The following is a 732-nucleotide window of genomic DNA, read 5'->3' as shown; positions in this document are numbered from 1 at the left end:
CGCATCCGTCGTTTCGGCCGTCCCGACTGCTGCGGCTGCCCCCGCCGACGCGCCCGTCGGCATGGTGCCGCCCGAGATCCGCACGCCCGAAGAGATCCTGCGCGCGATCGCGGACGATGCGGCGGACTCCGGCGGAAACCCCGACGAGATCCTCTTTGAAAAGCTCGACACCCCGATCGCGCTCGAAGCGCTCCGCACGAAGCTCACCGACCCGGCGCGCCTTCATGAAGCCCCCGTCGCGCTCACGCTCCTCTGGGAGGGCGAGACCCGCGCCGCGGTGATGAAGGGCGTCGCGGTGGCGTTGTCGCCCTTGGACGTCCACGTCTGGACCGCGGACATGGAGGTGACGGCGAAGGAACTCTCCGAAGCGCTCGCCGACTGGACGGCATCCGACGCCCCTAAGCTCCTTCACGACGCGAAGACCGCGATGCACGCGTTGGCGTCCGTGGGCGTCACGCTCTCGGGCACGGTCGACGACACGATGCTGATGAGCTACGTGCTCGAAGCCCACAGGAAGCACGAGTTGGGCCTCCTCGCCGAGCGGCTTCTCCGCCGCACGATCCCGAAGCGCGACGACGTCTTCGGCAAGGGCGCGAAGAAGCAGCCCTTCGAAGCGGTCGACGCCGAAGCCGTCCGCATCCTGCTTGCGGAAGAAGCCGCGGCGACGCGCGCCTGCGGCGCCGTCATGCGCCAGGCGCTTCACGCCGAGCCCGAGCTCGCCCGCATTTACGA

General features: G+C 69.5%; 1 pseudogene. It reads left to right on the top strand.

Going from position 1 to position 732, the window contains the following annotated elements:
- Window positions 1-732 (top strand): annotated as a pseudogene (locus tag HMPREF9440_RS12290) (DNA polymerase I); the annotation flags it as partial.

Source organism: Sutterella parvirubra YIT 11816 (genome assembly GCF_000250875.1).
GTDB classification, from domain to species: domain Bacteria; phylum Pseudomonadota; class Gammaproteobacteria; order Burkholderiales; family Burkholderiaceae_F; genus Sutterella; species Sutterella parvirubra.
This window is presented reverse-complemented; position numbering and strand designations above follow the sequence as displayed.